We start from the raw sequence: 25,535 nt of genomic DNA on the forward strand, positions 1-25,535 counted from the left end.
TACAATCCACGCCCGATAGTACTGGAAAGATAGCATATGGACCCGCTCCCGCCACGGCGTCCGAGTGTGCAATTAATCCTGGCGGCACTGGCATTTCTCACCGGCGTGATCATTCTGGTTGTGCGCTTCGGCGGAATTCTTCCAGCCCCGAAAGTGGAAGTCTCCACGCTGCCGCCGATGACCGCTGCGCCTGCTGGGCGCGCAACCGAATCTGCGCCGGTTACAGCGCCGACTGCACCCCCGTTTCCAGCGCCAACCGTTTCTCCCGTGACGCCAGCGCCCTCCATACTGGCAACCGTGTCTCCTGAAGTATTCCCTTCCGCAACACCGCTGCCATCGTCTGTGACGGTGTCACCGACGGTTGCGCCCGCAGCAATGCTGACGCCATCGCCCGCCATCGTTCTGCCGACGATCGCGCCGATGTCATCTCCATCGCCTTCGTTGACCCCGCTCTCTGCCACGCTGCCGTCAACGATGCCTGCTGCGCCGCCCGTTCCAACCGCACCGGCAACGGCAGGCACGACGCCGGTCGTTCCGACCGCCGTGGCAGGCTCCCCATCTGTACCGGCAACGGCAGGCACGACGCCGGTCGTTCCGACCCTGACAGCAAGCTCACCAACCGCAACACTCACCGCCACAGCGTCTCCCGCTCGATCAACGGCGACTGTGACGCTTACGCCCGATCCAGACGCCCCAACCCCTTCGCCATCCCCAACGTCGACGCCGACGACACGCAGATTGACGCTCTTCGTCCAGGGAACACAACCGCAGGCGGAAATCTCCTACGAAATCGACGATACTGAAGTGGTCGTTGGAAGTGACGTCGTCCTGCCCTGGCAGGCGACCATCGAGGTCGCTGCTGACCGCGATGTGCGCCTGATGGCAGCAGGGGTGGCGGAGATTGGCGATCTCCGGTGTCAGATTACCGGCGACACCGTGCCAACGCCGATTATCATGTACGACTCGAATCCGTATCCGGCGGTGGAATGCCTGTTGCGCGGTTCCTGACCGCGTGGTGTGCTAGAATGATGTGATGATATGGTACGATCGCGTGTTCCAGATTTCGGATGTTCATCGTGCAGAGCATACGTGACATCATCCAGGCGATTGCGCGGCAACGCACACGGGGTGAGAACACGCCGCTGATCATGCTGCGCGTGCTGGACGAAGCGTCCGGCGAGCGTATCAGTCACCTGCCGGTTGATCCGCAACTGGCGCAGGCATGGCTGGCATACAGCGGTGAGCCGTTCCGTCCCCACCAGGCGCACGCGCTTGCGGCGCTCCGGCGAGGTGAACCGGCGGCGTTACGTTCATCGTCCCCCCATGTCACGGCGACGCTCCAGTTGCTGGCGCGTGCGGCGCTTGCCGAGTCGCCGCGCGCTACTGTCATCGTGCTGGCGTTCGACGACGAGCACGCACACGCGCTCTATGTTTCGTTCGAATCTGCCAATCAATCGTTGCCGTCCCACCTGCGGGCGTCGGTTACAACGACAAGTGCGCAGCAGGTTGACCCATTTGCGCGCATCGTTATTGCAACCCCGGAGGCGCTGCACGGTCGGGTATTGCGGTATCACGCGCGTGCCTGGGGTATGCTCTGGAACGGGTTGAGTTTGATCCTGATCCCTGATGTGCATCGGTACACAGGAGTTGCTGGCGCCCACCTTGCCGATCTGCTGATGCGCGCCCATCGGGTTGCCGTCGCGCATGGCGCTGCCCCCGGCTTTCTGGCATCGTTGATCAATGTGCATGACCCCGCACCTGCGCTGAACGCGCTGCTCGGCAAATCCTGGCGCGTGATCGATGCTGATGACGGTCCACGCACCGCCACGGTTGTCGCGGTCTGGCAGGGAGGTGGTGCGTGGCTGCGCGAAACGGCGGAACTGGCAACGGTGCTGCGACGGCAGTCGTATCGGGTTCACGTACTGTGCGATGCGCTGGAGCGGGCAGCGCTGGCGCCTGCCATCGGCGACGCTGGTGAAATAACGGTTGGACCGGAGATCGAACCGGCGCAGGTGCTGGTCTGCGCTGGTTTTCCGGGTTCGATCAGCGCATGCAGAAGATTGCTGGCAGCCGGACATCAGGCAGTGATCGTCGTGATCGGCGAACGTCCGCAGGAACAGGCGCTGGTGCGTCAGGTGTCGATGATACTGGAAGGTCCGCCGACGATGTGGCCCGTGCCGTCGGCGAATGCGTATGTGCTGGCGCAGCACGTGGTATGCGCTGCGAGTGAACTCCCACTCTCGGCTGCGGATGTCGATGCCTGGGGATGCGCCGAGGTTGTGCAACGGATGTCAGCCAACGGGCAACTGGTCGAACTGCCCGACGATGAACCACTCTGGATCCCGTCTGGTGACGCCGATCCCTATGCCGAATTCAGCATCCTGGCAGCCAGCGGCGGCGCGATTACGGCGCGTTCTGAGCAACCGCGCATCCGCGAACGGCTGGATCCGACCCTTTTCGAGCGATGGGCATATGCGGGTGCGGCGCTGCCGCCCGGTGTCGGCGGGTTGCGCGTCGTGCTGCGAGATGAAGAAGAGGGGAGCATTTCGCTCCGCCTGGAAACCAGTGGAAGGCGCACCTATCCATTGCGTCGCGGGAACGTGACCATTCGCGACGTGCACGATGAGCGTGGATTGTTGCGCGATCAGCGCGTGGCGTGGGGAAGAGTGGTTGCACAGGAAACCATCTATGGGTGGCGTGAGGCGACCCCTGGCGCACCGCCTGCCGATGTTGCCCTCAACGCGCCCCTCGAAAGCCGCTGGGTTGCGCCAGCGTGCTGGTTCGAACTGCCGCTTGCGCTTCAGGTGCAGGGGCAGTTTATCGGCTGGTGTCTGACAGCGGCGGTGACATTGCGCGCTCTGGCGTCCTTCACCGATCTCGTACCGCTGTACGACCATGAGCGGCGGCGGTTGTTCTTTGTCGATGCACAACCCGGCGGAAACGGTCTGGCGCAGTGGCTCTATCAGCATGCTGAGGACGTGTTGCCCATCGCCTACGATGTTGCGCTGGCATGCCGCTCCGATCCGCTGCTCGAACCGTTGAGCCGGGTCGATCAGGACTGGTTGCTCGCTCTGCTCGGTCGGGTGCCGGTTGAACCGCCGCGTCGAAGCGAACCGGCGACTCACCTCCCACCGGTTGCGTCGCCTGATGAACGTCGGCAATCGAATGCGGCGTCCGGGTCGCCAGCGGTTGATCCGCAACCCCGGCGAGAGCGACGAGAGGCGCGCATCCCTGCCGCTCCGCCGCCGGTTGATAAGCCGCAATCGTCTGCCGGAAAGCGTGCGTCGGCACAGCAACCGCCGGATCGCCAGAGCGCGCCGGAGACGCCAGCAACGCCAGCGCAAGCGCAGGCGACGCCCTCTGAAGAAGCGTCGGCTGATGTGGCGGCGTTAATCGAACGGCTCCGCCGTCAACGGGAGCAGCGCGAACGGTCGAAAAACCGCGAGATGCACGTGCAACCGGCGCCTGAGACCGACAGCGAGCCGCGCTTTACGACCGGCGAGCGTATTTTCTGCCTGCCCTTCGGTGACGGTGAAGTGCTGGAAAGCCGTATCGAAGCGGGGCGAGAGGTGCTGGTCGTTCGTTTCCCGGATTATGGCGAACTGACCATCGATCCGGCGCTCAGCCTGGTGCGCAAAATCGATACGTCGCAGGGTCTCTGAGAAAATCATTCCCACAAACTCTTAACCACATCGTAACACTCTTCCATGGGTAAACTCTTGCTCTCAGGGGATTGACATGTTACAATTTTGCGTAATCCAGTCACATCTCACGCGCCCTGCACTGTGCCCGATAGCCGAATGATCCGTCATCATCGTAGCTTCGCCCGTTTGCAGGTCAGCGCCAACCAGCGATGTCGTGCGCCTCGGAAGCGGGCGCCTATGAGGAGTGACCATCGCGATGCCGCATGAACGCATCGATTATCCAGAACTGCTCCGTTCACTTGGGCAATTTATCCAGCAACAGCATCTCAACGAGGTCGCTATCCTTGAGTTTGATCGGGGATGGATCATTTCCGGCGTGACCTATCAGAATACAGCGCAGGGGTTCATTCGGGTGGCGGCGGATTTTGTGCTTTCCCATGAAGAACTTCGCCACATTATTCAGCAGATGCGGGATCAGCGCAAACCGGAGCCGCCGCGTAAAGGAAGGTGGCTGGGATGAAATTGTTTCGTGGTCTGGCGAAAACCGACTATCAGGATGTTCTGCGCGCCATCGGGCTGTTTATTGACGAGCATGGGTACACCGATGTGCGCATTATCGAGATCGAGGATGGGGTGGTATTGCAGGGTCGCGTGCGTGAGCAACGCGGCATCGGCGCTTCCAGTTACGAAACATTTCTCATTACCGATGATGATCTGAAAGAAATGGTGCGCACCGCTGCCGAACGGCGCGGTCAAAAGCCGCCAGCATTCACTCAGTGAGAGGAACGAACTTGCCTGGACATACTATCCGAACGTCACGACGCCTTGGCGCTGCATTACTGCTGGCAGTGGTCGCCGGTGCGGGTGCGCGATACTTGATGATCCGCGCTGCCGGCAGCATGCCGCGTCCACGAATGATCGACTGGTTGCAGGCGCGCAATGTCGGCGTCGCGGTTTCACAGTCATACCTTGCGCCGATGATCGATCGCGCTGCGCGTCAGGATCAGTATCGTCAGTTAGTGCAGCGCAGCGAGCCGTTGATCGCCGCGTATATGGGGGTGCGCCTGCCGCGCCCGGTCGAACGCATCTACGTTTTTGACCGGGCGGAATGGATCGAAGCCAACCTCTCCGCCTTTCAGTCGCTTTTTGCGCCGCTCGAAGAGTTGTACGATGAAATCAGCGCGCGTCAGGGGGTGGTCGGGTTGCTCATGGGGCAACTCAACAGTCAACTGCTGGGGATGCAGATGGGCGCGCTGATCGGGTTCCTGGCGCGGCGCGTGCTCGGTCAGTACGATCTCGGTCTGCTCTCGCCCGATCCGGATCTGCGCGGCGCGCTCTACTTCGTCGAGCCGAACATCACGCGCATCTGCGCCCAACTCGGTCTTGATGGCGACGACTTCCGCATGTGGATCGCACTCCACGAAACGACGCACGTCTTTGAGTTCGAAGCATTCCCCTGGGTGCGCGACTATTTTCAGGATCTGCTCCGTCAATTTATCGGTCGGGTGAACGACCAGGCCGCGATGCTCAGCGTCGGTATCGTGCGATTGATCGAACGGTTGTTGCAGGGTCAACCGATCGACCGACACTGGATCGAGTTGATGCTGACGCCTGAGCAACAGGCGATCTTTACCCGCATGCAGGCGTTGATGTCGGTGGTGGAAGGGTATTCCAACCACATTATGAACGTCATCGGCGGGCAGTTGCTCCCCAGTTATCAGCAGATCGAAGCACGGGTACGCCAGCGCCAGTTGCGTCGCCCGCTGATCGAGGAAGCGTTCAATCGTTTGACCGGTATGGACCTGAAACTGGCGCAGTATCAGCAGGGCGAGGCGTTCATCCAGGCAGTCGTGGCGGCGCGCGGCGCCCGCTTCGCCAACCGTATCTGGGAAGGTCCGGAATATCTGCCGACAATGGAGGAGATCCGCGCACCGCAGCGCTGGATCGCGCGCATGGGCGGATGACGCGGGCGGCTGTTTCTATCCGCCGTGTCGCGCAAGGCGCCTGCTTTTGCTCGCTCCCCATCTCCGCACCTCCGCGTGAGCCGGTCTGATGCACACAGAGACGCGGAGCACGCGGAGGGATGGCGTACACGGCGTCTGCTTTCGATGGCGGGTGCAACCCTGCCCAACAAGACCAATCTTTGTGAGAACTACTATATTCCGCTATCCCGCGCCAGCCGCGGGGCTGATGGAGATTGAGAAATAAATCCGCTATACCGCGTTAGCCGTCGGGCTAATGGAGATTGAGAATTTATAGCAGTTCTCAAATACGTTGACCCTCGTCCGGGTCTGCCGCGTTGCGCGAGGCGCCCACTTCCAGCGACGGGTGTGGGGGCACGGCATGCCGTTCCCCCCACGGCGCCGCCTCGAGGTGGCACGTGAAGCGCTCGTTTCCAGCGACGGGTGCAGCCCCGTCTGACAGACCTTGCAAGACCTGCGCGCGCTCTCCGCGCCTCCGCGCTTCCGCGTGAGCCGGTCTGATGCACACAGAGACGCGGAGTAACTGTGTTGCTTGTCAAGGGGCGCTCGTATGCACAGCCGGATCCCAGGGCTTTTGCTGACGCAATATTGCGCCGAGAATAGTCAGCAGCTTGCGCATCGCAGCGACGATGGCGACCTTGCGCGGCTTGCCAGCTTGACACAGGCGCTGATCGAAGGCGCGCCTGACCAGACGGCGCCGCGTGGCCGCCAGGGTCGCCATGTACAACACGCTGCGCACATCCCTCCTGCCGCCGGAGATATGCCGGGGTTTGTGCTGTGCGCCGCTCTGATTGGCATACGGCGCAACGCCCACAAAGGCCGCCGCTTCCGTGCGCTTGATGGTCCCCAGTTCGGGCAGGCGGAGCAGCAGGTTCAGTGCGGTGATCGCGCCGATGCCGGGCACGCTTTCGCGCAGCTCCCGTTTCCGGCGCACCTCGTCGGTGCGCTCCGCCTCGTTGTCGCGTTCCTGCTCAAGCGCACGGATCTCCTGATCCAGCCAATCAATATGCTTCTGGATGCCCGGGCGGAGGTTCGGCGCGGCAGCCGTCAACCGATTGATCTCAGCCGTCCGCATCTGAATCACCTGCTCCCGCCGGACCAGCAGGTCGCGCAAGGATGCGCGCTGCTCGTCCGTCGCTTGGTGGTGCGGCGGGCGCACCCGTTCGGCAAAGCGGGCGAGCAACCGGGCATCCAGGCGGTCGGTCTTCGCCTGGCGTCCTTCCGCGTGCGCCAGGGCGCGCACGCGGCGTGGCTGCACCCGCGCCGTCGGCACGCCAGCCTGGAGCAGTTGGGCGAACACCATGCGCTCCAGCCCGCCGGTCGCCTCCAGCACAATCAGGGTCGGCTGCAGGCGCTGGAGTCGCGTGACCAGGAGCTGGACACCTTCGTCGGTAGACGGTATCGTCTCGCGTGGCGCGTGCGGGTCGGCGCCAAACGCCACATCCAGCGTCTGTTTGGAGACATCAATGCCGATAAAGAGCGACTCACGGGAAGCCATACACAGAACCTCCTGAGGAAAACGGCGCCAGCCTTGCTAGCATATGCGGGTTTGAGGGCCCAGATAACTGTTCGGCTTGGTCGCGTTGAAGGACACGGCTACCCAACACTCCGCGGCGATCTCGTGAACCTGGCGCAGAACGGTATACCGTGTCCCGTTAGATTATACTAGCACGCGAAGGGATGGCACACAAGGCGTCTGCTTTCGATGGCGGGTGCAACCCTGCCCAACAAGACCAATCTTTGTGAGAACTGCTATATTTCCGCTATCCCGCGCGAGCCGTGGGGCTGATGGAGATTGAGCATTTATAGCAGTTCTCATAGAGGTTGAACCTCCTCGGACGACCGCAGCGCATGTGGGCTCAAGCCCTCCCTGAGCGCGTGGAAGCCCCTGCGGGGCTGGCATTTCGGTGATCCTTGCCATATTGCGGGGGGGGGGACCCTCACAGGGGTAGATTTTTTGGCAAGCCCCTGCGTGCCATCTCCCGTTTCAGCCATCAGGACGCCCAAACTCCCCCTTCTCCCCTTGTGGGAGAAGGGGGCAGGGGGGATGAGGGGCAAAGGCGCGCGGGAACGCAGAACATCGCTCATCTCTCCCAAAAACTCTACACTTGAGAGGGGGGGACCGGGGTTGATCCAGCCCGCAGGGCTTGCCCGACCTCAGCCAGGGCTTCAGCCCGCCGGAGGCGAAGAGGGAACACTCCAGAAATCCAGTCAAGGGTTCAACGTACCTGAGAACTGCTATAATCCGACATGCGCTTCGTACCGTCGGGCTAAAGCCCCTGGCTATGCAAGGCGAAGCCCGCCTGCGCGGGCTATTCCAGACAAAATGTCATCCGTGCTGATCCGTCGGATCCGTGCCGATCCGTGTTCTCTTCCCGCTTCCGGGGCACAGCCCGCCTGCGCATAACGCGAACTCCAGCGGCGACCCTGTCGGCTATCGGCTATCGGCTATCGCCTATGATAAGCCCTCGGCTATGCAAGGCGAAGCCCGCCGCGCGGGCAAGAGCGGATTTACAGCATTTCTTAGAACTGCACTCTGAAGTTCTGGTGCGGTGAAACGTCTGCCGGGTCAGGCGACATGGAGCGATGCCAGCCCCGGCGGACTGGCATTCACCGTTCCGTGCAAAGCGCAGGATCCTGTCCGACGGTAGTTCGTATCATTGCGACGAAGCAACCTTCCTGCCTGGAGATTGCTCCGTCGCAATGATCGGACGCCTAGCGTGCGCCGGCCGCCTGCTTCCCGCTGGCGATGCTGGTCATCAATTCATCATCGAGTTCCGGGCTGCGCAGGTGATCGACCAGGTCCTGGATCTCCTGCGACGGCGCCGCCGTCAGTTTACTCACGATATAGCAGAGCAGGAAGTTGACCGGCATACCAAAGATGCCAGCCGCCAGGTGCGTGATGCCCAGGACGTTGAACGACGGATCGACATAGTTGCTGTACATGTAGAAGAGCGTTACCGACAGACCGCCGACCATACCGGCGATCGCGCCAGGACCGTTGCAGCGTTTCCAGAAGATGCCAAGCAGCACCACCGGGAAGAACGACGATGCCGCCATCGAGAACGCCCACGCCACCATCTGCGCGATCAGCGCCAGGCGTGGCAGCGCGAGCAGTGCCGCAATCACGGCTGCCACCACGAGCATCGTCTTGCCGAGCCAGATGCGGGTGTTCATGCTGGCTTTCGGATTGATGATGCGGTAGTAGAAGTCGTGCGCAATGGCGGACGAAATGACCACCAGCAGACCGTCGGCGGTGGAGAGCGCCGCCGCCATACCTCCAGCAGCGATCAGCGCGGCGACCGTGTACGGCAGGCCAGCAATTTCCGGCGTCGCCAGCACGATTGTATCCGGATCGATGTTCAGTTCGCTGAACTGCAGGATGCCGTCAACGCTGGTCTTGGTGATCGCCGTGCCCGACAGTTCGCCGAAGGTGCCGATCTTCTTGCCATCGACTTCGGTCTCGCTAAAGGTTGCGCCAGCCAGGTCGATCTTGCCGTTGCCGTTGGCGTCGGTGATCACCAGCGCGCCGCTCTTCACCTGCGGTGCAGCCCAGGCTGGCAGCTTATCAATGTCGCGCCCGTTGAGGGTCATGTAGTCGCGCTGCGTGATCAGACCCAGGCGGCTCCAGTTCTGCGTCCACTCCGGCAATGAACTGATCTCCTTGCCGACCACGTTTTGCAGGATTTCCCAGCGCGCGAATGCAGCATATGCAGGCGCTGTGAAGTAGAGCAGGAAGATGAAGAACAGCGCCCAACCGACGCTCAGGCGGCTTTCACGCACACTTGGCACCGTGTAGAAACGGATGAGGATGTGCGGCAGACCGGCAGTGCCCACCATCAGACAGAAGGTGAGCGCCAGGAAGTTCCACGGCGTCCCGCGCCAGTCGGGCTGGATTTCCTCGGCCGGTTTGCTGGTATCGGGGATCGACTGCGCCTTCGGCGGCGTAATGTTGACGCCGAAGTAGGTATTGATCTGATTGATCGCCGTCACAGCGGCTGCGTTGCTCAGGCCCTCGTTGTATGCGGGCACATATCCGCCCTGAATAACGCGCCCGGTACCATCGCGCGCCTTCGACTCCGTAGCGATCTTGAGCTCACTCTCCAGGCGGGTGATATTCTGCAGCGCCTGACCGTAGCTCAACTGCGGGATCGGGAAGCCGGTCAGTTTGAGCGAAAGGAAGGTCACCGGGATCATATAGGCGATGATCAGGATGATATACTGTGCCACCTGGGTCCAGGTCACCGCCTTCATGCCACCCAGGAACGAACAGACCAGCACGCCGGAGAGACCGATCACCACGCCCCATTCATACGGCACGCCGATGAAGCGCGACATAATAATGCCAACGCCGACCACCTGCGCCGTTACATACGTCAGGCTGACGATGATGGCGCAGATCGCCGCCACCAGGCGGGGCCAGCGCCCGCCATAGCGCGTACCGACGAAGTCGGGAATGGTGTACTGACCGAACTTGCGAATGTAGGGTGCGAACAGGAGCGCCAGCAGCACATAGCCGCCCGTCCATCCCATAATGTACGCCAGCCCGTCATACCCCAGCGCATAGAGCGTACCGGCCATCGAGATGAACGACGCTGCGCTCATCCAGTCGGCGCCGGTCGCCATGCCGTTGAAGACTGCTGGTACATTCCGTCCGGCAACGTAGTACTCATCGAGGATCTTGGTGCGGCTCATGATGCCGATAAAGGCGTACATCCCCATCGTCAACATCAGGAACGTCCACCCGATCCAGGCTTTAGGCATGCCTGCGCCGAGTTCCAGCGCACCCATGATCAGGGCGAAAACGATCAGACCAACGGTGAACATGCCATAGTACTGCGCCAGACGATTGTTGCGCAGTTTGACTGCTTCATTGACCGCCATAGTGGTTGCTCCCTCCGCTGTTACTTATCCCGGTCTTTCAGGTGATACTTCGCGTCCAGTTTGTTCATGGCGTATGCGTAGTAGAAGATCAAGATCACGAACACGACCAGTGAGAACTGGCTGCCGAAATAGTAGCCAAGCGGGAAGCCAGCGATCACGATCTGGTTTAACTGATTGACGAACAGCGGCGGAATGTAGGCGACCGAGAACCAGATGATCAGCAGGATCGCAATCAACCGGTTGTTCTCTTTCCAGTAGGCGTTGATCCGTTCCTGACGACTCATGTTGGCAATGTCTGACATAGCGCCTCCTTGCTCTCATGTTTCAGGCGTCGTTGCTCAAGAGGTCGATGGCTTGTCGCCTTCGCGTTCAACCAGAGACAAACCTGGGAGTTCCACCTCCTTCAGAGTCAAACCCTGGGATTTCCACCTCCTTTCGTGGTGAGGAAGCGCACTGTTGAACAGCCGGGCTGTACTACCAGGCGTCATGACACAGGTAGCACAAGGCATCCGCAGTCGGGGCGGCGCCCGGCGGTCAACAGACGATTGCAGCAAACAAACATTGTTTGCGCGGAGAGAGCTTCCTCGACTTTGGTTAAGTGGCGGTAATCAGGAATGGTGCGACTATAGTACGCAGTCTTTTTCAGCGTATGATAAATCTTCTGTAAAGTTTCTGTAAAATATGTGATGTTCGATAGTTGTGATCTACAACCCGCACACCTCAGCATACACGGCGCGCACTCGCGCGTATACGTGATCCCATGTCAGGCTGCGCAGCGTCTTTTCGCGCCCGGCGGCGCCCAACCGCCGGGCAAGCGCGCGGTCGTCGAGAAGCACCCGGATCGCCTGCGCCAGCCCGGCGACATCGCCGAAACGCACCAGCAGACCGTCACCCCCATCGGTGATGACGTCGGGAATGCCGCCGGCGCGCGCTCCGATCACCGGCACGCCGTAACACCACGCTTCGAGAAAGACGATGCCGAATGAGTCGGTGCGGGATGGGAGGACAAACACATCTGCCGCCGCCAGTGCGTCGCGCTTGACCGCCTCGGGCGCGTAGGGCAGGAAGCGGATGCGCGCGCGATCTGATTGGGGAAGGCGTGCATAGAATGCTTCGAAGTGCGCCAGCGGCGCACCGATGAGCGCCAGCGTTCCCGGATGCCCTGCGCGCCACAAACGCTGCATCGCTTTGATCAGGTGGATGGCGCCTTTATCGTATGCCAGCGCGCCGATGAAGAGCACAAGCGGTCCGTCGATACGCTGTTCGGCGCGAAAACGGTCGCCGTCGCCTCCCTGAAGGTCTTCCGGTGCCACGCCAACCCCCACCACCCGGAGTCGTTCATGCGTCACACCGCGCGCCGCCAGAAAATCGCGTTCCAGTCCGGTCATCGTGATGACCCGTTCGCTTCTGCGAAGCAGGTCGATCTGATGACGCATGCTGTAGTACCGCACAATGGCGCGACTCCCCGGCTCTCCCAGGTGGATGAACGGCGTGCAGAGGAACGGGATGCGCTGGCGCTGTGCACAGGCAAATACCGGCAGAAGGGCGAAATCGAGCGTAATGTTCGTTGCATGCACCAGGTCGAAGGGTCCGTACTGCTCGAAGAACGTCTCAACGCCGGGCCAGCGCGGCGTCCAGGTTGCAAGACGTTGCAGCAGCGGCGTTGTGTTGGGCAGGCGCGAGATTTCTGTCATCAACCGGCGTATCACCGGGTAGATCAGGGGTGGTCCTGGTCGGCGAACGATGGGCAAACGCACGATCTGTACGCCGTTGAACCATTCGGTTGCGGTTTCAACCCGCCGGCGTCCCGGCATCCAGATGTGTTCGAGATCGTGGGCGTCGGTGGCAAGAACGGTCACCCGATGCCCTTCGGCTGCCAGGCGCTCGCCAATCGCGCGAAAATAGCGCCCTGCGCCGCTGGCAACCGGGTGGTAGAGCTGGACGACATGCAGGAAATGCACTACTTTCCCCAACTCAACCCGGAGTCGGCGTCAGCGCGCAGCCCCATGCTCACCTGTCGCGGTGAAGACGCCTGGATGCTGTCGCCGATGATACGGATGTCTGCCACCCACAGATCGAACCCGGTCTCGCCTGGAGCGACTGCCAGGAATGCAATCCGCCTTCCATCCGGTGAGAAAGCGGGTGCGCGTGCGGTTCCCAGACCGGTCAGACGCACAATGGTTCCACCCGCTGCCGGAACGGCAAAGATGTCGGTGCGGTCGCCATCGCGACCGGCGAATGCCAGCCAGCGCCCATCGGGCGAAAACGCCGGATCGTAACTGCCTGAAGGAACATCGGGTTGGGGCGCTACCGTGCCGGTGGTACGGTCGTAGCGCATGATCTGCGATGAACCGCCAGCATACGCCGGTTCGAGCGTAAACACGATTGCTGAACCGTCGGGAGTATGCGTCACCCGCCCGACGTGACCGGTATCATCGGCATAGATCAGGCGGCGCACACCGCCGGGTTGCGCCGGTATGGTAAACAATGCCAGGTGATATTCCGCTGCTGGCGAACCGGAAGGCGGCGCGTACTGCGACGCATATGCAATAGTTTGACCGTCGGGCGCGAATGAGGGATAGAATGCCCATACGCTGTCGGAGATACGCTCGAAACTGCCGGGAGGATGCCGCGAGCCGTTGTTGGTCAGGCGCAGCGGTCCGCCGCCATCTAGCGGTGCGATCATCAGATCGCTCGAACTCTGATCGCGTTGAATATATGCAATGGCGCTCCCATCCGGCGCCCAGACCGGCTGAACCGCCTGATCGTCCCCGATCAACGGGCGTCCGGTCTGATCCTGCCACATCCAGATCGTACCGTCGCGAACGAAGAGCAACCGTCCAGGGAGACGCACACCAGCGGCGATAACCGTCGGTTGGGGTGCGCCGGGTTCTGGTAGCGGGGCGGTGGCAGGCAGGAGCGCCGGTGCGGGTGTGGGGTTGGGCGCTGACGATGCGCATGCAGTCAAGAGCATGATCACCAGACAGATCACCGGGAAGCGCATAGTCATACCTGATGCGGCGGGACCGGCGCGCCGCGCCGCCCTGGAGCGTCCGAGAATGCCATACGGCGGGCGAACCAGCCAATCACGCGTTGCCACATGCGGCGTCGGCGGGGCGGCGCGGCGCGCAGCAGGTCGTCGGCTGGCGGCGTTTGCGGCAGCAGGGCATACAACGCGCCGGGTGCGACACTGAAGGTCATGGGAGTCGAGCCGGACTGATCGCCATCGACCTGGACCGGCAGCGCGCCGCGGGTGTCGATGTGAACGACGCGCGCGCGGTGGTACTCGATCCGCGGATCCAGGTTGTACCGCTGACGCAGGATGGAGAAGAGGCGCAACGGCGCTTCCGCCAGGCTGTCGCCTTTGATGATGCACACATCGAGCAGTCCATCGTCAATGCAGGCGCGCGCTGTGATCTTGAAGACGCCGCCGTACAACTGACTGTTGCCGATCACCACCAGCAGCACACGCCCACGAATGATGCGCCCATCGAGCGCGATGCGCGCGCGCCGCCCCCGATAGCGCAACGCCAGGTCGAAGGCGCGCACCACGTATGCCAGCGCCCCCAGGCGTCGCTTTTCGTCGCTGCGCACTTCGTTGACAACCGCAGCATCGAAGCCGATGCCTGCCATCAGCAAAAAGTATCGGTCGCCCGCGCGCCCGAGATCGATGCGATGACGACGGGCGTGCAGCAGCGCTGCTGCTGCGGCGCGTGGTTCGAGCGGGAAGCCGAGTTCGCGCACCCAGACATTGACTGTGCCGATCGGCAACGCCGCCAGTGCGGTGCGCGTTCCTGCCAGACCATTGATAACCTCGTTGATCGTACCGTCACCGCCGGCTGCCGCTACGACGTCGTACCCCTGCTCCGCCGCTTCACGCGCCAGGCGGATGCCATCGCCGGGTTGGTGCGTCATTTCCACATCGACCGTCCATCCATGCGTCAGCCAGACGTTGCGCGCCTCTTCCACATTCTGGCGCAGGGAGGAAGCCTGTCCGGCATACGGATTCAGAACGATCAGCGCCCGCGCATCACGCGGCAATCCATCGCTGCCGTCGAGCGAGGTCGGCGCTGCTTGATGCAGGGCAGTGAAACGATCCAGGTTACTCATCCTCATCATCCTCAGTATCGGAGGATGGCGGTCCGCTACGGATCGTGCCCGGCGCTTCGATCCAGCCGCGGCGCAGCGCGTAGAGCACTGCCTGCGTCCGATCGTTCAGCGAGAGTTTGCGCAGGATCGACGAAATATGGTTCTTGACCGTCTGGGTGCTGATGTGGAGTGCTTCGGCGATCTCGCGATTGCTGCCGCCGGCTGCGATGCGTTCGAGCACCTCGATCTCCCGATCGCTGAGCGGCGTAAAGAGCGGAAACTCAACCTCCGGCAGATTCGTCAGGTCTTGCGGGAGATTACGGAACTGCGACAGCACCCGCCCGGCGACTTTCGGATCGTCGAGCACCACATCGTTGATGACATACTCGCCGCGCGCCACACGCCGTAGCACCTGGGCAAGTTCGGCGGGGTTGACATCCTTCGAGCGGTACGCCGACGCACCGGCGCGGAGGGCATTGAACGCCTGCTCATCGCTTTCGTACACGCTCAGGACCACGATGCCCACACCAGGGTAATTGAGCCGCAACTGACGGGTCAGTTCCAGACCGTTCATCCCCGGCAGGTTCAGATCAACAACCACCGTGTTTGGTTCCTGGTTGGGTGGGGCGGCATTCATCCACGCCAGCGCCTCCTCGCCGGAAGATGCCTCTCCGACAACCAGAATGTCCTGATAGGTGGAGAGCGCCGCACGCACTCCCTGGCGGAAGAGCGGGTGGTCGTCGACGATCAGCAATTTTACGGGAGGGTTGACGGACACGACGGAGTCTCCTTTCCCTGATCACGCAACCAGCGCCGATATCCTTCGACTGGATCACGCAAACCGCGAATGCCAGCCGCGCTGAGGATGCGGTAGGTTTCGACCAGCGGCAGACCGACGACACAGGTATAACTGCCGGTCACCGCGTGCACCAGTTGACCGCCCAAACCCTGGATGCCGTAGGCGCCGGCTTTATCGAGCGGTTCGCCGGTTGCGACGTACGCATCGATGTCGGCATCACTCAGCGGAGCGATGCTCACCTGACTGGCGACCAGATCGAGCAACGGCGATGCGTCTGCGCGCCGGGCATCAATGACTGCCAGACCGGTATAGACCGTATGCGTTTTTCCCGCAAGGCGGCGCAGCATGCGACGTGCGTCATCAGGATCGACCGGTTTATTGAGCACCGTGCCTTCAAGCGCCACAATCGTATCAGCGCCGATGATAACACTATCGGGCGCTGATGCGCAAGCGGCATGGGCTTTGCGCCAGGCGCGCAACGTCGGATGGTCGAACAACGGCAACGCCAGTGGCGGCAGCGCAGCGACAATCTCCGCTGGCGGGTCGTGTTCGTGCTCCTCGGCATCCGTGGCGATGATCCTGAACGGCACGCCCAGGTACGCGAGCAACTCACGTCGGCGCGGCGAGGCGGATGCCAGGACCAGCGGCGGCGATGATGGAGTGTCGTCAGTCGTGGTCATAGGCGGGTTGCACCGGCAGTCTGTTGGTGACGGAACGCCTTCAATTCGGCGAGTCGCGCCTGACTCATCGCGTCGAGGGCGCGTTGCCAGTCGTCGCGGTAAGGTCGCAGGGTTTCAACCAGCACCTCGCTGATCGCCAGGTCGCGGTACCATTTCCGGTTCGCCGGAATAATATACCATGGCGCATACTCCGTACTACAGCGGGTCAGCGCCTCTTCATACGCCGCCATGTACTCGTCCCAGCGTTCCCGCTCACGCCAGTCGCCAGCCGAGAGTTTCCAGGCTTTTGTTACGTCCTGCTCCCGCGCCAGCAACCGCTTTTCCTGCTCGTCTTTGCTGATGTGCAAAAAACATTTGACGATAATCGTGCCGGTGTCGGTCAACAGGCGTTCGAACGCATTGATCTGATCGTAGCGCGCGCGCCAGACGTGCTCGGGAACGAGCGAATGGACGCGCACAACCAGAACATCTTCATAGTGCGAACGATTGAAGACGCCGACCATCCCTTTGCGTGGCACGACTTTATGCACGCGCCACAGGAAATCGTGGGCGAGTTCTTCTTCAGTAGGAACCTTGAACGACTCGACCCGACACCCCTGTGGGTTGAGGTTGTGCATAACGTTCCGAATAGCGCCATCCTTGCCAGCCGTATCCATTCCCTGCAGAATGAGGAGCAGCGCGTGGACGCCAGCAGCGTACAGTTCTTCCTGCATGGCGTCAAGGGTGGCGTTGAAGCTGGCGAATCGCTCCCGCCCCTCGTCCTTCGTCAGCCCGCCGCTGGCATCGGGATCGATGTCGCGCAGGCGCACCTGCGTGCCTGGAATGACGGTATGGGCATAGTGCATACGACGCTCCCGTTGCGTGCTACTCACGCCGTTGCTGTAATCGTCGTCAGCGGCACGTCAGTCGTCAGGGGCAGATCGATGCGACCGCGACGTCGGCTCGACTCATACGTTGCGAAGATTAACTCTGTTGCCTGCAATGCGCGCCGCGCCGATACTTCCGGCTCGCGCCCGCTCTTCAGCGCATCGATGAGATCCAGGATCGCGCGCGTATGACAGGCTTCGTCGTGCAACCCTTCACCCACGTCGATGTTCTGCCATCCTGATGCGCTGCGATTCCAGAGGCGCAACGGTGTATCGTTGCTCTGCCCGATCTCGATCAGTCCCTCATCGCCGTACAACCGGATGATGAGTGGAGGAATGGCACTGTCGCCTGTCAGCAGCATGCCGGTGACCCCGTTGCGAAAGCGGAATTGGCTGATCCCCTGACTCTCGACGGTCACACCAAAAATGGTTTGCGGTTTGCGCGTATCGATCTGACCAATGACCCATTCGACCGGAGTTTCATCATTGAAGAAGAACAGCATATCGAACCAGTGCGTTCCCCAGTCGAACAGATTGTCGCACGTCGCTTCCATACGCTGCAATGTGCCGATCGCACCGGCGCGCAGCAGATCGCGCGCTGCCCGAAATGGCGCGCCAAAACGTCGCTGGTGGTTGAAGGTCAACTGTGTGCCGCTGGCTTCGCATACCGCGACCATCCGCTTTGCTTCGTCGAACGATGGCGCCATTGGTTTTTCGCAGTGAACGGCGCGCACGCCAGCTTCTGCGCAGGCAATGACCATTTCGGCATGGAGGTGGGGCCAGGTGCAGATGCTGACAATATCGAGACGTTCCTTTGCCAGCATCTCACGGTAGTTCTGATACACAGCATCGCCGCCGTGTTGCTCCTGAAACGACCGTGCATGATCGAGGTTCAGGTCCGCCAGGGCTACCAGGTGCGCATCAGGAGCGGCGCGATACCCTCGCGCGTGCATATGCGCCATGCCGAACCCGGTTGCGCCAGCGGAACGCCAGGGTTTACCGGTGCCGATAATACCAACCCGATACATTGTTGTGGTGCTCCCCTGATCTCAAGAATTGCGAGGTCGGCGACGGCGACGCTGCCGCTGCGACGTGGATGATTGCGATGCAGTGTCTGGCGCGGATGGCGTCCTCTCGTCGGTGCGCGTCCCGGAATCGTGATGATGCCCGGCGGATTTCTTTGGTGATGGCGGAGCAGCCGAACGCTTCGATGGTTGGGGAACCATGGGCAGATCGTCGGACAGCATATCGAGGTCTTCCTCTTCGAGCAGTTCGAGCGGCGGATCACCGGCGCCTTCTTCGAGCCAGGCCAGCGCCTCGAGCACGTCTGGATTATCGATCGAGTCGCGCAACAGCCGCTTTTCGCCCCGCCGTTCCTGTTCAGCGCGACGTTCTGAGCGGTTCAATCTGGCAGCTGGCGTGATCCCCTCGGCATTGCGACTGCGCGCAATCTCGCCGACCTGACGGATAGCTTCCTGAATCTGCGTCGGTGAAAATTCTTCCTGCATCCCGGTGCTGGCAAGCGCAACGATCACCGTCTCACGCAGCACATTGACCCCCACTACCTCACCCGGTCCGTCCGGCGTCTGCACCCATGTGCCTTTGCGCGGCATCCGGCTCTTGACGCTCACGTACTGATCATGTTCGTAGGAAAGGCAGCAGAGCAGGCGTCCACACACTCCGCTGATCTTCGTCGGGTTCAGCGGGAGGTCCTGATCCTTCGCCATTTTAATCGACACGCGCGCGTAGTCGGGAAGGAATGTGGCGCAGCAGAGCAGGCGACCGCATGGACCGATGCCGCCCAGGAGTTTTGCCTCGTCGCGCGGACCGATCTGGCGGAGTTCGATGCGGGTGCGAAACGCGCGCGCCAGATCGCGCACCAGGGCGCGGAAATCGACGCGTTTTTCAGCGGTGAAGTAGAAGGTCAATCGCGAGCCGTCGAACGAATACTCGGCTTTGACCAGGCGCATCGGCAGTCCGTGTTCCTGGATTTTTTCGGCGCAGCGGGCGAGCAATTCGTCCTGATGACTGTTCAACTGGCGCAGACGCTCGAAATCGATCGGTTCTGCGCGGCGGAGGACCGGTTTCAGTTCACCGACGATCTCTTCTGGATCGACCAGTCGCGGTGGATAGGCGACCTTTGCAAGTTCCGGGCCGCGTACCGTTTCGACAATCACGTGGTCGCCCTGGGATAATGCTTCAATGCCATTGGGATCGAAATAGTAGGTCTTTCCTGAGTCCTTAAAACGAATACCGACCACAACGGGCATAACAACCTCATGTTCTTTCTGCTAAACTCATGTGCAATGGCGCTTTGGAGATGCTGATTTTACCCTCTTTCCCGCCCCAATTATACGCCACTGCCAGCGACCCGGATCAGCGCGTCTCACGGCGCGTTCATCGAACCGATCGCGCGGGATCGGCGCGCCGGTGCGCGACCGATCACTTTATACGTGTGAACGAGTTGCGCTTTGCCCTTCAACTGGTAATCGCCCATCTCCTGGAGAATGAACGCATCCCCGATAGCGTTGCGCGTCGCTTCGGAGATCAGCACCGAATTGAGATCGGCGCGACTTTCAAGACGTGCCGCAGTGTTGACGGTATCACCGATCACCGTGTACTCCAGGCGCTGACGGGTGCCGAAAAAGCCGGCGTAGACCGGACCGGTGTTGATGCCAATGCGAAAGTCGAATGCTTTGGACGGATCGAGTTTTTCGATCAGGCGACGGTGCGCTTCGATCATGTCAAGCGCAGCATCGACCGCCTGGATGGCGGTGGTGTGATAATCCTGGTATTCGTTCACCTGCGGCGCGCCAAAGATCGCCATAATCCCATCGCCGATATATTTATCGAGCGTGCCGTTGTGCTGGAAGATAACCTCGGTCATTTCGTGGAGGTACTCGTTGAGCAGGTCCTGCACTTCGCGCGGCGAGAGGCGCTCGGAGAGGGATGAAAATCCCTTGACATCGGCGAAGAGAACGCTCACGATCAACTCCTGCGGTTCACGCAGGCGACCGTGTTCGGAGAAGTAACTGGCAACATCGCGCGCCACGCTGGGGGAGACGAAGCGCTCGAACAACTGGCGACTGGCCTCCTGTTTTCGCAGTTCTTCCGTCAGCCTGGCGCGCTCAATCGTGACCGCCGCCTGGTTGGCGATTGCCGCCAGCAGGTCGCGCTCACGTGAACCGAACCGGTCGCGTCCGGGGGAGTCCAGGTAGATCAGCCCGATTGCGCCCTGTTCCACCAGGAGGGGGGCGCACAGCGCCGAGCGAATGTTCGCACTGATAATGCTTTCGGTGCCGCCAATTTCGAGGCGTGCGTCGCGGGTGAGCACCACTTCGCCAGCTTCGAGCGCTTTGCGAACGATAGTCGAACTGATGACCACCTCCTGGCGCGACGGCGGATAGATGACCCGCGGCACGAGTTCATTCTCGCGTTTCAGCAGCAGCAGGGCGCGCTGCGCCGGGATCAGACGGAGCACCTCTTCGACTATTGCGTCGAGCAACTCGCCCATATCGATGATCAGGTTGAGGCGCCTGGCGATGCGGAAGAACTCGCGCAGGTCGATGTTCAGTTCTGGTACGACGACGCCGCTTGCCTCAGATGCAACCGGGAAGTAGCGACTATCATCGAGAACGACGTTCTGTGCTGCGCGTTCCTCGAAGCGCAGTTCGAACGGACCGATCTGAACCACGTCGCCGTCGCGCAGTTGCTCTTCTTTGATCCGCAACCGGTTGACGAAGACGCCGTTGCGACTGTTGGTGTCACGCACCCATACATCGCGCCCATTCACGACGATTTCTGCATGGTAGCGCGACACAATCGCGTGGTTGAGCACAATATCGTTCTCCAGCGCACGCCCGATGCGTAACCCGCGCGCTTCGATCGGGTAGGTCTTGTGCTCGCCGTTGATGTCGAGAGTGATCAGCGCCATGGTACGGTCTCCTGCGTTCCGAACAGCGCCGGAACGAGCATTGCCCTGTACGCGCCTGTCCTGTTAGTATAACAGACGCCATGGCGTGCGGCAATAAATATTATATTATGATGAGGCGTAGGGGTGCAGCACCGCTGCGCCCCTACGGTGTCGCACGTCGCGCGATCAGAACGCCACCCGCCAGCAAGATCATGCCCAGCACCGCCATCCACGGCGCCTCGTTCGATGCGCCGGTAGCCGGAAGCGTCGCAGGCGGCGGCACAGGCGCAGCATCCCCTGATGGTTCTGGCGCGGCCACTCGTGCCGGACTGCGAAATGCCATGTCCTGTCGGGCAGTCTCGCCTTCCGGCAGGGTGATCGGGATCGCCCCCTGGACGGATGTTCCGCGCTCTGGAGGGACGATCAGTTCCACGACATACGTTCCCGGCATCAAGTTCTCGCGCCCGTAATTTCCGTTTGTGTCGGTCAGCAGTTCCTGGTCATTGATGCGCACGGTCATCCCCGCGACAGGTGCGCCGGTCGTCAGGTCGATGACGGTTCCGACGATCCGCCCCAGACGCGGTTCACGACGAGGCTCTTCCGAAGCGACAACCGGCGTCAGCGTCGGGCGGGGCGGCAATTCCTGCGCCTGCATTGGGCGCGACGCGATGACGATCGATCCGATGCTCCACAGGAGCAACCATCCTCCGGCAATCATCGATATGGCGGTTATGAGTTGCCTGGCGTTCATATGTGTTTTACCTTTATGTATCAACGTTCAATCTTCCCGCCCGGTCGTGCATACGCCGGTCGATCCGGCAGGAGCGACGAGTGCGCTGGTCCGGCAAGATACGATGGCGTCCATGGCGGCGCTGGCGGATTGGTTCCGCTGACGATCAGACCGTCGCGTATGCCGCGATTGTTCGTTTCGTCAGACTCGAATACCGCGCCGCTCACGCCGACCGTGTTCCAGCTATCCGCCAGGGCATAGATCGTCGTTGTGTCATTTGCCAGCCAGCCGAGCCAGTATGTGCGGAGCGCATCATAGCCGCCGCTCGTGCTGAGGGTGATCTGCTCACCCGGTTGCAATGCCTGCGTGACCCCCCATGCAACGCCGAAACAGGGTTGCAGTGCGCAGCGGTCGTGCCAGAGATCATTCACCCGTGGCGGACGATCCGGGTTGAGGTACAGATCGACCCAGAACGGTCCGGCAGGCGCAGTGCCGACATTCTTCACCGTCACCCGAATCTCGACCAGTTGCCCGGCAGCGAACGTTGTCTGGTTGGGAATGATCTCGATGCTGGCGATGATCAGGTCAGGCTGCCCTGGTCGCATGATCAACGGCAGATATGCCTGCTGAAGCGACGGAGTCGCAGCCGTAACAACGCCGCTGATCGGAAACCGGAACGGACTCTCATCGGCGTCGCCGTTGACGAAGGAGAGCGTACCGCTGAAGGTTCCGGCAGTCGCAGCCGTCAGTTGCACCGTAAACGTGACCGTCGCGCCGGGAGCGACTGGTCCTCCGGGAAAAGCGCCGACGACCACAAAACCGGCAGGAAGGGTCAGTGCGCCGAGGGTCAGCGGCGCGGTACCGGCGTTGCGGATGGTGAAGACGCGCGCGACCGGTGCGCCGACGGTGGTCGTTCCGAAGGAGACCGCCGTCGCCTGATTGTTCGTCAGTTCCGGGCTGCTGGCGTCAGGACCGTCGTACACCGCGATTTCAGGCGCAGGTACCGCCTCAAATGCGCCAATATCGCAGGCGCTGCCCTGTGGTCGAGAAACGCCGCGCTGATCGGTCGTCACGCTGCATGCACTCGCCGGAATCTGATCCAGAGCTGGCGAACCTCCCGTCAGCGCGTGGGTTGGCGTCGGACCGCCATTGCTGGCGAGCGGCGCAAGCAACGGATTGATCGGTGTTGACGACTCAATTGCGCCGGTGTTCGGTGTAGTGGTTCCGACAGGATCGCCGTACTGATCGCCAGTGGTGTTCGCGGCGAAATCATAGTTGCCGACATTCCCGATGAGATTGTATCCGTTGCTGGAAAGAGAGCCAGCGATGTCGGGATAGTTCTCGCCCCCGCCCGGCGACGTGTCGGCATTGCCGGCGATCAGAGAACCGCGCAGCGTGGCAGTGCCGTACAGCGCGCCGTTGCCGCCGGTTTGCGTCCCGGTCATCGTCACATGTTCAAGTTGAGCTCCCATATCAGAAAACAGCGCGCCGCCGTTGTCACCAGCCTGATTGCCGCTGAAGGTGCTGTTGCTGACAGTAACGTCGTGGTATGCCGCGATTGCCCCGCCTTCGCCCGTCGTCTGGTTGCCGCTGAAGGTTGTGCCGGTCACCGTTGCGGGATCGACGAAGCCATCAGTACGGAACGTGATAGCGCCACCGCTCCGCTCCGACCGGTTGTTGCGAAAGATGCTGTCGGTAATGGTCGTGGTTGCATTAACCGTGTAGAGTGCTCCACCTTCGGCGCTGCCAGCAGTCAATGCGCGGTTGTTCTCGAACAGGGCGCGGTTGAGCGTCAGTTCAGAGTTGCGCGCAACGACGGCGCCGCCGTCAAACGTCGCCTGGTTGTTCTCGAAGGCGACGCGGTTGAGGGTCAGTCGGGCGTTGCGCGCCAGAATTGCGCCCCCCTCGTCGTTGTCTGTATCGCCGTTGCGGAAGGTCAGGTCATTGATCGTCACCACAACGGTGTTTACGAAGGTTTGATCGCGAAGATACAGGAATCGAAACGGCGGGCTTCCAGCCACGCGCTCAATCGTTGCGCCATTCCCGTTGATTGTCAGGCTGTTTGTCGAAGAGCTATCAACAATAATGACCGGCAATCCGTTTGCTGATCCACCAAACGTATTGTCAACCGTCGCCAGCGAGTAGGTGCATCCGGCGGCAAGTTCGATGGTGTCGGGCTGATTATTGCTGTTAGCGGTGTTAATGGCTGTGATGAGCGCCGAAACGTCGCTGCACGGAATGGTGAACGTTGCAGCGCGGCTGACGGGTATGGCGAGGAACCAGCCGGTGGCGAGGGTCATCACAAGGAGCAGCACCACGAGAGAAAAACGTCTGGATGGGCGCATGTTGCACTCCTGGCTGCAATGTCTGATTGTTCGGTCGGCGGGGGATCATGCTCAATAACTGGCGACACATGACGCTTCGGATCGTCCATCCTGGATCACTCCAGGAGCGTGTGCGCCGATGCGTCAACCGGAAGCGGTGCGCTGCATGCGCCTGAGGAGCGTCGCTGGATGCGGATTGTAGCGAAATCTGCGCCATTATATACAATGTTCGCGGTGCGGGTCAAGCATGCGTCAACGATCCAGTATAAAACTCCTGGCGTTGTGCTATAATTCTGGCAACGTATTCTTAATGACATTATCCGATTGACGCTTTCATCTCCGCTGCACCGATGCCGGTTCGCTCCAATGTTCGTTTCGCCAGATGCGCGCAGTGACGCCGACCGGCGAGCGCGCCAGCGCAGCGGAAGCGGTTCCGCACCTTTATGACAGGCTGTCCTTTCCTGTCTTGTGACGCGCTGTTGTTGAACGATGCAAGCCGGACGCGCTATGAACCAAGGGATAGCAGTTGATCTGCGCAATGTCGTCAAGCGATTCGCAGATGTCTGCGCCGTCGATCACGTCTCCATGCAGATCCGCGACGGTGAATTCTTCTCGATGCTCGGTCCCTCCGGTTGCGGCAAAACCACTACCCTGCGGATGATTGCCGGTTTCGAGTTTCCCACGTCGGGCGATATCCTGCTCCACGGCAGATCGGTCGGAACCACGCCACCCTTCCGGCGCAATGTGAATACCGTCTTTCAGTCGTATGCGCTGTTTCCGCATATGACGGTGGCGGAGAATGTCGCCTTCGGTTTGCGCATGAAGAAGGTTCCGCAATCCGAAATTGCGCGGCGGGTGACCGAGGCGCTCGATATGGTGCGCCTGGGTGATTTTGCCGCCCGCCGTCCCCGTCAACTCTCCGGCGGTCAACAGCAGCGAGTGGCGCTGGCGCGTGCGCTCGTCAACCATCCCGAAGTGCTGCTGCTCGATGAGCCGCTCGGTGCGCTCGACCTGAAACTGCGCAAAGAGATGCAACTCGAACTGAAAAGCCTGCAAGAACGGGTCGGCATAACCTTCATCTATGTCACCCACGATCAGGAAGAAGCGCTGACGATGAGCGACCGGATCGCAGTGATGAGCGCCGGGAAGGTGTTGCAGATCGGCACGCCGACCGAAATCTATGAGCGCCCGGTCTGCCGTTTTGTCGCCGATTTCATCGGCGAGACCAACTTCATCGAAGGAAAGGTCGAAGCGGTTGAGCGCGATGGAATCGCCTCCATCCTTTCCGATGACGGGTTGACGCTGCGAGGGCAGACCATCCGCCCGGTTGCGTCGGGAGCGCACGTCACCCTCTCGATCCGTCCAGAGAAGGCGTTCCTTTCAGTGCAGGCGCCGCCGCCCGGCACGCCGAACTGCTATCAGGTGCGGGTGGAACGGGTGGCGTATATCGGGAGTGATACGCGCATCGATGTGCGCTTGGGATCGCGATTGTTCGATCTCTGGGAACAGAACAGTCGCTCGACGCTCGACCGCGACGCCTACTGGCAACCCGGCGAAACAGGGTATCTCTGGTGGCCCGCCGAAAATGCGATTATTCTGACCGAGTGACCACGACCGCGCGAGG

20 protein-coding genes are annotated in these 25,535 nt (G+C 61.3%); 6 read left to right on the forward strand and 14 right to left on the reverse strand.

Going from position 1 to position 25,535, the window contains the following annotated elements; translation table 11 throughout:
• Positions 1-36: 36 nt before the first annotated feature.
• From ROSERS_RS08395 to ROSERS_RS08415, 5 genes are all read left to right on the forward strand, one after another.
• On the forward strand, positions 37-1,008 hold the full coding sequence (locus ROSERS_RS08395) for a hypothetical protein (protein WP_011956363.1): 972 nt from the start codon (positions 37-39) through the stop codon (positions 1,006-1,008).
• Positions 1,009-1,067: 59 nt separating this feature from the next.
• Positions 1,068-3,662, forward strand: a complete 2,595-nt coding sequence (locus ROSERS_RS08400; protein WP_011956364.1) for a helicase — start codon at positions 1,068-1,070, stop codon at positions 3,660-3,662.
• A 238-nt stretch (positions 3,663-3,900) separates the two neighbouring features.
• Positions 3,901-4,164, forward strand: a complete 264-nt coding sequence (locus tag ROSERS_RS08405; protein ID WP_011956365.1) for a hypothetical protein — start codon at positions 3,901-3,903, stop codon at positions 4,162-4,164.
• Positions 4,161-4,424, forward strand: a complete 264-nt coding sequence (locus tag ROSERS_RS08410) for a hypothetical protein (RefSeq protein ID WP_011956366.1) — start codon at positions 4,161-4,163, stop codon at positions 4,422-4,424. Before ROSERS_RS08405 ends, ROSERS_RS08410 begins: the two co-directional genes overlap by 4 nt.
• An 11-nt stretch (positions 4,425-4,435) precedes the next feature.
• Positions 4,436-5,608, forward strand: coding sequence for a zinc-dependent metalloprotease (locus tag ROSERS_RS08415; RefSeq protein WP_157041013.1), 1,173 nt, complete (start codon positions 4,436-4,438; stop codon positions 5,606-5,608).
• 553 nt (positions 5,609-6,161) lie between these two features.
• Here the strand turns inward: ROSERS_RS08415 and ROSERS_RS08420 are convergent.
• The 14 genes from ROSERS_RS08420 to ROSERS_RS08485 form a co-directional block, all read right to left on the reverse strand.
• Positions 6,162-7,124 (reverse strand): IS110-like element ISRfsp2 family transposase, encoded by a 963-nt coding sequence (locus ROSERS_RS08420; RefSeq protein ID WP_011956368.1) that lies wholly within the window; start codon positions 7,122-7,124, stop codon positions 6,162-6,164.
• A gap of 1,217 nt (positions 7,125-8,341) precedes the next feature.
• Entirely contained in the window at positions 8,342-10,510 is a 2,169-nt protein-coding gene (locus tag ROSERS_RS08425; RefSeq protein WP_011956369.1) for a sodium:solute symporter family protein, read from the reverse strand.
• Between the two features lie 20 nt (positions 10,511-10,530).
• Positions 10,531-10,812, reverse strand: a complete 282-nt coding sequence (locus ROSERS_RS08430; RefSeq protein ID WP_011956370.1) for a DUF4212 domain-containing protein — start codon at positions 10,810-10,812, stop codon at positions 10,531-10,533.
• Positions 10,813-11,214: 402 nt separating this feature from the next.
• Entirely contained in the window at positions 11,215-12,471 is a 1,257-nt protein-coding gene (locus ROSERS_RS08435; RefSeq protein ID WP_011956371.1) for a glycosyltransferase family 4 protein, read from the reverse strand.
• Positions 12,471-13,610, reverse strand: coding sequence for a hypothetical protein (locus tag ROSERS_RS08440; protein WP_232282795.1), 1,140 nt, complete (start codon positions 13,608-13,610; stop codon positions 12,471-12,473). Before ROSERS_RS08440 ends, ROSERS_RS08435 begins: the two co-directional genes overlap by 1 nt.
• Entirely contained in the window at positions 13,517-14,620 is a 1,104-nt protein-coding gene (locus ROSERS_RS08445) for a diacylglycerol/lipid kinase family protein (RefSeq protein WP_011956373.1), read from the reverse strand. Before ROSERS_RS08445 ends, ROSERS_RS08440 begins: the two co-directional genes overlap by 94 nt.
• Positions 14,613-15,377: a response regulator gene (locus tag ROSERS_RS08450; protein WP_011956374.1), complete on the reverse strand. Its 765-nt coding sequence runs from the start codon at positions 15,375-15,377 to the stop codon at positions 14,613-14,615. Before ROSERS_RS08450 ends, ROSERS_RS08445 begins: the two co-directional genes overlap by 8 nt.
• The gene (locus ROSERS_RS08455) at positions 15,356-16,078 is read right to left on the reverse strand and encodes a Maf family protein (protein WP_011956375.1); all 723 of its coding nucleotides are present in this window, start codon (positions 16,076-16,078) and stop codon (positions 15,356-15,358) included. The genes ROSERS_RS08450 and ROSERS_RS08455 overlap by 22 nt, the downstream gene beginning before the upstream one ends.
• A complete protein-coding gene (locus ROSERS_RS08460; protein ID WP_011956376.1) occupies positions 16,075-16,923 on the reverse strand; it encodes a polyphosphate kinase 2 family protein in 849 nt (282 codons plus the stop codon). Before ROSERS_RS08460 ends, ROSERS_RS08455 begins: the two co-directional genes overlap by 4 nt.
• A gap of 23 nt (positions 16,924-16,946) precedes the next feature.
• Positions 16,947-17,972: a Gfo/Idh/MocA family protein gene (locus ROSERS_RS08465; RefSeq protein WP_011956377.1), complete on the reverse strand. Its 1,026-nt coding sequence runs from the start codon at positions 17,970-17,972 to the stop codon at positions 16,947-16,949.
• Positions 17,973-17,993: 21 nt separating this feature from the next.
• Positions 17,994-19,214: a PSP1 domain-containing protein gene (locus tag ROSERS_RS08470; RefSeq protein WP_011956378.1), complete on the reverse strand. Its 1,221-nt coding sequence runs from the start codon at positions 19,212-19,214 to the stop codon at positions 17,994-17,996.
• Positions 19,215-19,330: 116 nt separating this feature from the next.
• Positions 19,331-20,878, reverse strand: coding sequence for an adenylate/guanylate cyclase domain-containing protein (locus ROSERS_RS08475; protein ID WP_011956379.1), 1,548 nt, complete (start codon positions 20,876-20,878; stop codon positions 19,331-19,333).
• A 142-nt stretch (positions 20,879-21,020) separates the two neighbouring features.
• Positions 21,021-21,608 carry a carboxypeptidase regulatory-like domain-containing protein gene (locus ROSERS_RS08480; RefSeq protein ID WP_011956380.1) on the reverse strand — a complete coding sequence of 196 codons (588 nt, stop codon included), beginning with the start codon at positions 21,606-21,608 and terminating at the stop codon, positions 21,021-21,023.
• 20 nt (positions 21,609-21,628) lie between these two features.
• Positions 21,629-23,932: a choice-of-anchor Q domain-containing protein gene (locus tag ROSERS_RS08485; RefSeq protein ID WP_011956381.1), complete on the reverse strand. Its 2,304-nt coding sequence runs from the start codon at positions 23,930-23,932 to the stop codon at positions 21,629-21,631.
• Between the two features lie 486 nt (positions 23,933-24,418).
• Between ROSERS_RS08485 and ROSERS_RS08490 the strand changes: the two genes are divergently transcribed.
• On the forward strand, positions 24,419-25,519 hold the full coding sequence (locus tag ROSERS_RS08490; RefSeq protein WP_041333350.1) for an ABC transporter ATP-binding protein: 1,101 nt from the start codon (positions 24,419-24,421) through the stop codon (positions 25,517-25,519).
• Positions 25,520-25,535 lie beyond the last annotated feature (16 nt).

The organism is Roseiflexus sp. RS-1 (genome assembly GCF_000016665.1).
GTDB lineage: Bacteria > Chloroflexota > Chloroflexia > Chloroflexales > Roseiflexaceae > Roseiflexus.